We start from the raw sequence: 6,079 nt of genomic DNA, 5'->3' as shown, positions 1-6,079 counted from the left end.
GAGATTATATTTGACCGTCACTTGCCGGAATGCCAGATATTGAGTGACCGTAATCGTCTGAATCAGGTGATTGCTAATTTTGTGAACAATGCCATTAAGTTTACTTCTACGGGAAGCATTCGTGTAGGATATGATAAGATCGACGAAAAGAATATCCGCTTTTATGTAGCGGATACCGGTATTGGTATTGATGCGGAAAGACAAACCCAGATATTCGAACGCTTTATAAAACTGAACTCTTTTGTGCATGGTACCGGATTGGGACTTTCCATCAGTAAGAGTATTGTAGAACAGCTGGGAGGTACTATCGGAGTGGATAGTACTCCGGGTGAGGGTTCTTGCTTCTGGTTTATATTGCCGATAGATTGAGATAATTTCTTTTGAAGAGAAAGAAAATAAGAAATAAGCAGCCCGTTTGTTCAATCTAAACAAACGGGCTGCTTTATATAAGAGTATTCTGTAAACGACCTTTATTTGCGAGGTGACTTTGTTTTAGGAATGGTGAACCAGAAACAAGAACCTTCACTTACAACAGAATCTACACCTATCTGCCCATTCATCTGCTTTACAATGCTTTTGCAAATAGACAGACCCAAGCCGGTACCATTGGCAAAATTATTCAACTTTACAAAGCGATCGAAAATAGATTGGACTTTATCTGCGGGAATACCTATGCCCGTATCGCGTACATAGAACTTTATATAATCATCATCTACCTGTTGGTATCCCAAAGAAATGCTGCCTTCCGAAGTAAACTTGATGGCATTGTTCATGAAGTTGGTTACGACTTGTACCAAACGGTTCTTGTCGGTATAGATGGTACATTCGGGTAAATATTCGTCAAAACGTAGCTCTACATCCTTTGGCATTTTTATCTGTATGGAGTTGATGATCTCGTGGCAAGTACGGTTTACATCTACATTTCCTTCTACAAAGTCGAATGTGCCGGCTTCAATCTTCGATAAGTCCAGAATGTCTGAGATCAGCTGGAGTAACAGATCGTTATTCTCTTCTATAATGCTTTGATACTCTTTCTTTTCTTCTTGCACATCTGTTTCTACAAGCATGCTCGAGAAACCTACTATCGCATTGAGTGGAGTACGTATTTCATGACTCATATTGGCAAGGAAAGCACTCTTCAACTGGTCGGCGGTTTCTGCTTTTTCTTTGGCTTCAATCAGCATGGCTTCGGTTTCTTTCAGTTCGGTGATGTCATAGTTCACACAAACCATGTCGATAACGCCTTCTTCCGGGCGAAAATCGCGTACCATGACATTGACACGAGTCCAGGTATAATGTCCGCCTTCACGCATAATGCGCATATCATGACGCAGATGGGTTGATTTCCTTTCTATTACCTGGTCGAAGAAGTCCAGTATCACCTTTCGGTCTTCCGGATGAAAATTAGCATGCACCCTGATAATTTGTGGCAAAGGGGTACCTTCTTTTTCTCCTACATTCCGGTACCAACTTTTCAGTGCATAGCCGTCTCTGGTCATTGCATTGAATCGGGCATAACCTACCTTGGCATAATCGCCTACCAGCATGAAGTTCTCTTCAAATTCTTTCAGCCTTCTGTACGCTTCGTTTGCCTTTGTATTGTCAATATTGGCAATCAGAATGTTGATAAGGCTGCCGTCAATATTGAAAATGGGGATTGCTTTAGATAATAAGTCTATATAGCCTTTCTTCTCTGTTTTATAATAACCTTCTATCAGAGAGAATTCATATTTGAACGAATTGTTCAAGGATTCCCCTTTTAGCAGAGTTTCTTTCCATTCAGGGGGCATCATCGGATTATTAAACAAGTTGATACCCAATATGTCTTCTTTCTGTTTTATTCCGAATATCTCCTGGTCTATTTCATTGATCTCAATAAGTTTATTTTCGCTGTCATAGAGCTCGATGCCTACGGGAATGTTTTGGTAAATATCACGGAAATACTTCTTCTCGAGTTTAGCAGTCTCTTCTGCTTTGCGCAACTCCATACATAAGCCGATGATATTTGCTATTGACGAGAACCACAGGTAGTCTTCATTGTTCCAATCGCGATATTCTTTAACTATATCGATGCTGATATAACCCCATACGCCACTTTTAGAGGTTAGAGGTATGGACATGACTGATTTGGTACCGGTACTTCCCAGTCTTTTCTTTTTTTCAGTATCTTCGACCGGCAAGTGCTCCAGAGAGAACAAAGTGATGGGTGTGCCCGATAGGATTTGTCTGTCCCACCATGAATGAATATCCAGTGGCTTTTCTTGCCCTTTCCATTGCTCGGTGATTAAGTCGGATGTTACTTCGTAGGAACAACGTTGTGACATGTTCACTTTGTCATATTCCACAATATAAGTTCGGTCACCGTTAAATTGATGAAGAACATCCTCTAAAATCCTATTAATAACTTCCGCTGTATTGTCTGAGTGGAGTAGGCTTAATAGTGATTGCGTAAGTCCGTTGAGCTGGTGTAAGAGCGTATTCAGCCGGTTTATTGTTTGTTCATGGATATTCATTCTTTGACGGGAAATGCACTGCATGCTACCAAAAACACGAATATGCCCGTCAGGAGTTACGGTCTTCTCTCCAACTTTGGTGCTTACCCATGTGACGCCATACTTGGTGTTCATCGGGAAAACTTGTTCATAGACTTCTAGAAATTTGAAAGAAGCAAATTCTGAAAGGATACTTTCTCGATAGTCTTCACATATCCGGTTGCTAAAATCCAGGAAGGAGATTGACTCTCCTTTCAGATCGAACAAATCTTGCAGGAACTCAGAACAATAATATACTTGTTCATTAAAATCTGCTTCCCACCATCCTAAACGACTTAAAGAGATCGCTTTCTCTAATCGGGATATCTTCTCTTCTGCTGAAGTCATATTTTATATTTCTACTATTATGTGGTAAAAATACGTATTAATATTCAATATATAAGTATGATGGAAGCAAAAGAAATAAAAATGTTTATACCGCATTCCTTTCCACTTTATAATGTAGGGAAATGGAATGCGGAAAGAGGAGGGAAGTTTACACTCCGCTGAAAGCGCTGAAACCACCGTCTATCGGGAGAAGTGCCCCCGTTACGAAGCTGGCTGCATCACTGCAAAGAAATTGTACGGCACCATTCAGTTCGTTGATGTCTCCAAAACGTTTCATGGGAGTTTTGGCTAATACTTTCTTGCTACGATCGGTCAGTGAGCCATCAGGGTTGATAAGTACGGCACGGTTTTGGTCGCCGATGAAGAAGCCCGGGGCGATGGCGTTTACACGGATTCCGTCGCCATACTTCAAAGCCAGTTCGCTGGCAAGCCATTGAGTAAAGTTGGCAACGGCTGTCTTGGCGGCCGAGTAACCGGGAACGCGGGTAATGGCACTGTAGGCTGCCATAGAAGATACATTGACAATGCATCCTTTACCTTGCTTGGCCATGACTTTGCTGAAGACGAGTGAAGGGTAAACAGTGCCGTTCATGTTCAGGTTAGTTACCTTTTCCCAGCAAGAAATGTCCATGTCGTAGAAATGCTGATCGGGTGCCAAGGTAGCACCCGGCATGTTGCCACCGGCTATGTTGAGCAGAATGTCGATCCGTCCCCATTTAGCTACGATGTCATCGGCAAGCTTTTCGAGGCTGGCGATGTCCAGTACATTACCTACGATGCCGATCACATCTTCACCGTAAGATTTCAGTTCTTCTACACGTGCGTCCAGTTGTTCCTGACGGATGTCTACGGCTACCACTTTGGCACCTTGTTGCATAAAACATTTGGCAATGCTGCCACCCAGTACACCACCGGCTCCGGTGATAACTGCTACTTTTCCTGCGATACTAAATTGTTCGTTCATGATATTAAAGTTTCATTGTTGATTTCTTCTTATAACTGCCATCATCCCCTCTACCTGTGCCAACGCCAACATGCGCCCATGGAAGGAATATCCGGGATTGTATCCTTTATCTTCATCTCCCAGCATCATCCGCCCGTGATCTACACGCATGGGTAGGGCAGGGTTTTCTTTCTCGAAGATGCCGATAAGGTCGATGAGATGCCCGCGTCCTTCCAAATGGGAACTTTCGATGAAGTTACCTCCCGGCATGGCAGCGGTGCTGCGCAGGTGGACGAAGTGGGTACGTGAAGCAAACTTCTTTGCTAGCTCACGGGTATCATTCTGTTCGCCTGCACTGAGCGAACCGGCGCAGAAGGTCAATCCGTTATGAGGATTATCAACGGCATTCAGGAACCAGGCGATATCCGTTTCATCGGTAACGATGCGCGGCAGACCTAAAACTTGAAAAGGAGGATCGTCGGGATGCACGCACATATTCACTCCGAATTCGTCGCAAACGGGCATGATGGCGGCAAGGAAATAACGCATGTTCTCGCGCAGCATGTCGCGGTCGATTCCTTTATAGAGAGCCAGCAGATTCTTGAAGATATTCACTGGATTCTTGTCTCCTTCCTTGATGTTGCCGTTTACAAAGCCTTGCGTCTTCACGATAATGGTATCGACAAGTTCGTCTTTTTCGGCTTCGGTGATGGTTTTGTCCAGTTCGGTGACTTTGGCAAGCTCTTCGGAGGAGTATTCTTTTTCGGCTCCTTCGCGTTGCAGAATGCGCAGGTCGAAGTAGGCGAAACGAATGCGGTCGAAGTAGAGTGATGAAGTACCATCGGCCCAAGGATGTTGTAAGTCGGTACGTATCCAGTCGATAACGGGCATAAAGTTGTAGCATACAGTTTTTACACCACATTTACCCAGATTGGCAAGACTTACTTTGTACTTCTCGATTAATTCGTCGCGTTCTGCTCCGGCGTATTTGATGGCTTCGCAAACGGGCAGGCTTTCGACAACCGACCAGCGAAGACCGTAGGATTCTATATACTCTTTCAGTTCGTTGATGGCTTCCACAGTCCACACTTCGCCGTTGGGTACGTCGTGTAAAGCGGTTACGATACCTTCTACTCCAATTTGCCGAAGCATGTCGAGCGTGATCTTGTCTTTCTTGCCAAACCATCTCCAAGTCTTTTCCATACTCTTTCCGTATTAGTGATAATATTGATTGTCAGTTGCAAAGATATGCACAAATACAAATCTACGATAGAAGAATATTTGCAGGATATGTGCGGATTTTTGCAACTGCTTGGAGTTGATTTGCTTCCTTTAGTTATCTTTGCGGATAAGACAATGGCTAAAAGGGATAGTTATGAGACAAATCATGAACGAACGGCTGCAAATATCGGAGTACAACCCGATAAGAGCACGGTATTACGACTATAATCGTTTCACGTATCCGTGGCACTTTCATAACCAGTACGAGATTATTTATGTGAAAGAGAGTCATGGCTCATGTTTTGTGGGCGATTGTATTGAGAAGTATTCGGCTGGCGATATGATACTGTTTGGCCCAAATCTCCCTCATTATATGCGTAGTGACGATATGTATCATTCCGAAGCATCTACTTTGCGGGTGCAGGGTACCATCATCCAGTTTGAACAGAACTTTCTGCAATACTCATTGAGCTATTATCCACAATTTATTCAGATAAAAACATTGTTGGAAGAGTCCAAGCGTGGCATACTTTTTCCCAAAAAGAGCATAGCAAACGTAAGCAAGCAGATAGCGGACTTTCCCGAATTAAAAGGTTTCCGTCAGATTAGTGTCCTGTTGGAGACATTGCAAGAACTGGCGAATATTTCTCAAAAGAAGATACTGGCAAGCCCCTGTTATTACGAGAAATTTCCATCTATGGGGAACAAGCGGATTGATAAAATAATCTCCTTCATCAATAGCAACTATACCCGCAACCTCAAACTGAACGAAATAGCTGAAATGGCGAATATGAACGCAACTGCCTTCTGCCGCTTCTTCAAAGAAACCACCAGCAAGACTTTCTTGCAATATGTGGTGGATATGCGTGTGGGATATGCCTGCAAGCTATTGACTATCGGCGATATGGACGTCTCGCAGATAGCCATAGAGTGTGGTTTTGATTCTATTTCTCACTTTAACCGTACCTTCAAGCAGCTTATGAATATGACGCCTACACAGTACAGAAGTCAAATTCTGAAGTGAGCAATAGCGGTT

At 43.3% G+C, this 6,079-nt stretch carries 5 protein-coding genes; 2 read left to right on the top strand and 3 right to left on the bottom strand.

All coding sequences use genetic code 11. The annotated features are described in order from the left end of the window. Nucleotides 1–369 (top strand): ATP-binding protein (locus Q1W14_RS02430; protein ID WP_300698961.1); only part of this gene is annotated, 369 nt, incomplete at its 5' end. Nucleotides 370–470: 101 nt separating this feature from the next. Here Q1W14_RS02430 and Q1W14_RS02425 read toward each other — a convergent pair. The 3 genes from Q1W14_RS02425 to uxuA form a co-directional block, all read right to left on the bottom strand. Then, nucleotides 471–2,879 (bottom strand): ATP-binding protein, encoded by a 2,409-nt coding sequence (locus Q1W14_RS02425; protein ID WP_300698959.1) that lies wholly within the window; start codon nucleotides 2,877–2,879, stop codon nucleotides 471–473. A gap of 148 nt (nucleotides 2,880–3,027) precedes the next feature. Next, nucleotides 3,028–3,843 carry an SDR family oxidoreductase gene (locus tag Q1W14_RS02420; RefSeq protein WP_300698957.1) on the bottom strand — a complete coding sequence of 272 codons (816 nt, stop codon included), beginning with the start codon at nucleotides 3,841–3,843 and terminating at the stop codon, nucleotides 3,028–3,030. 12 nt (nucleotides 3,844–3,855) lie between these two features. Continuing rightward, a complete protein-coding gene (uxuA, locus tag Q1W14_RS02415; protein WP_300698955.1) occupies nucleotides 3,856–5,025 on the bottom strand; it encodes a mannonate dehydratase in 1,170 nt (389 codons plus the stop codon). Nucleotides 5,026–5,197: 172 nt separating this feature from the next. Here uxuA and Q1W14_RS02410 point away from each other — a divergent pair, with 172 nt between their 5' ends. Beyond that, nucleotides 5,198–6,067: an AraC family transcriptional regulator gene (locus Q1W14_RS02410; RefSeq protein ID WP_300698953.1), complete on the top strand. Its 870-nt coding sequence runs from the start codon at nucleotides 5,198–5,200 to the stop codon at nucleotides 6,065–6,067. Nucleotides 6,068–6,079: the final 12 nt, after the last annotated feature.

This window comes from Bacteroides sp., from assembly GCF_030151085.1.
Taxonomy (GTDB): Bacteria; Bacteroidota; Bacteroidia; order Bacteroidales; family Bacteroidaceae; genus Bacteroides.
This window is presented reverse-complemented; position numbering and strand designations above follow the sequence as displayed.

Bases quoted from the DNA above. Each gene is read 5' to 3' on its own strand.
- uxuA (WP_300698955.1), bottom strand. From the start codon at position 5,025: ATGGAAAAGACTTGGAGATGGTTTGGCAAGAAAGACAAGATCACGCTC.
- Q1W14_RS02410 (WP_300698953.1), top strand. From the start codon at position 5,198: ATGAGACAAATCATGAACGAACGGCTGCAAATATCGGAGTACAACCCG.
- Q1W14_RS02425 (WP_300698959.1), bottom strand. From the start codon at position 2,879: ATGACTTCAGCAGAAGAGAAGATATCCCGATTAGAGAAAGCGATCTCT.
- Q1W14_RS02420 (WP_300698957.1), bottom strand. From the start codon at position 3,843: ATGAACGAACAATTTAGTATCGCAGGAAAAGTAGCAGTTATCACCGGA.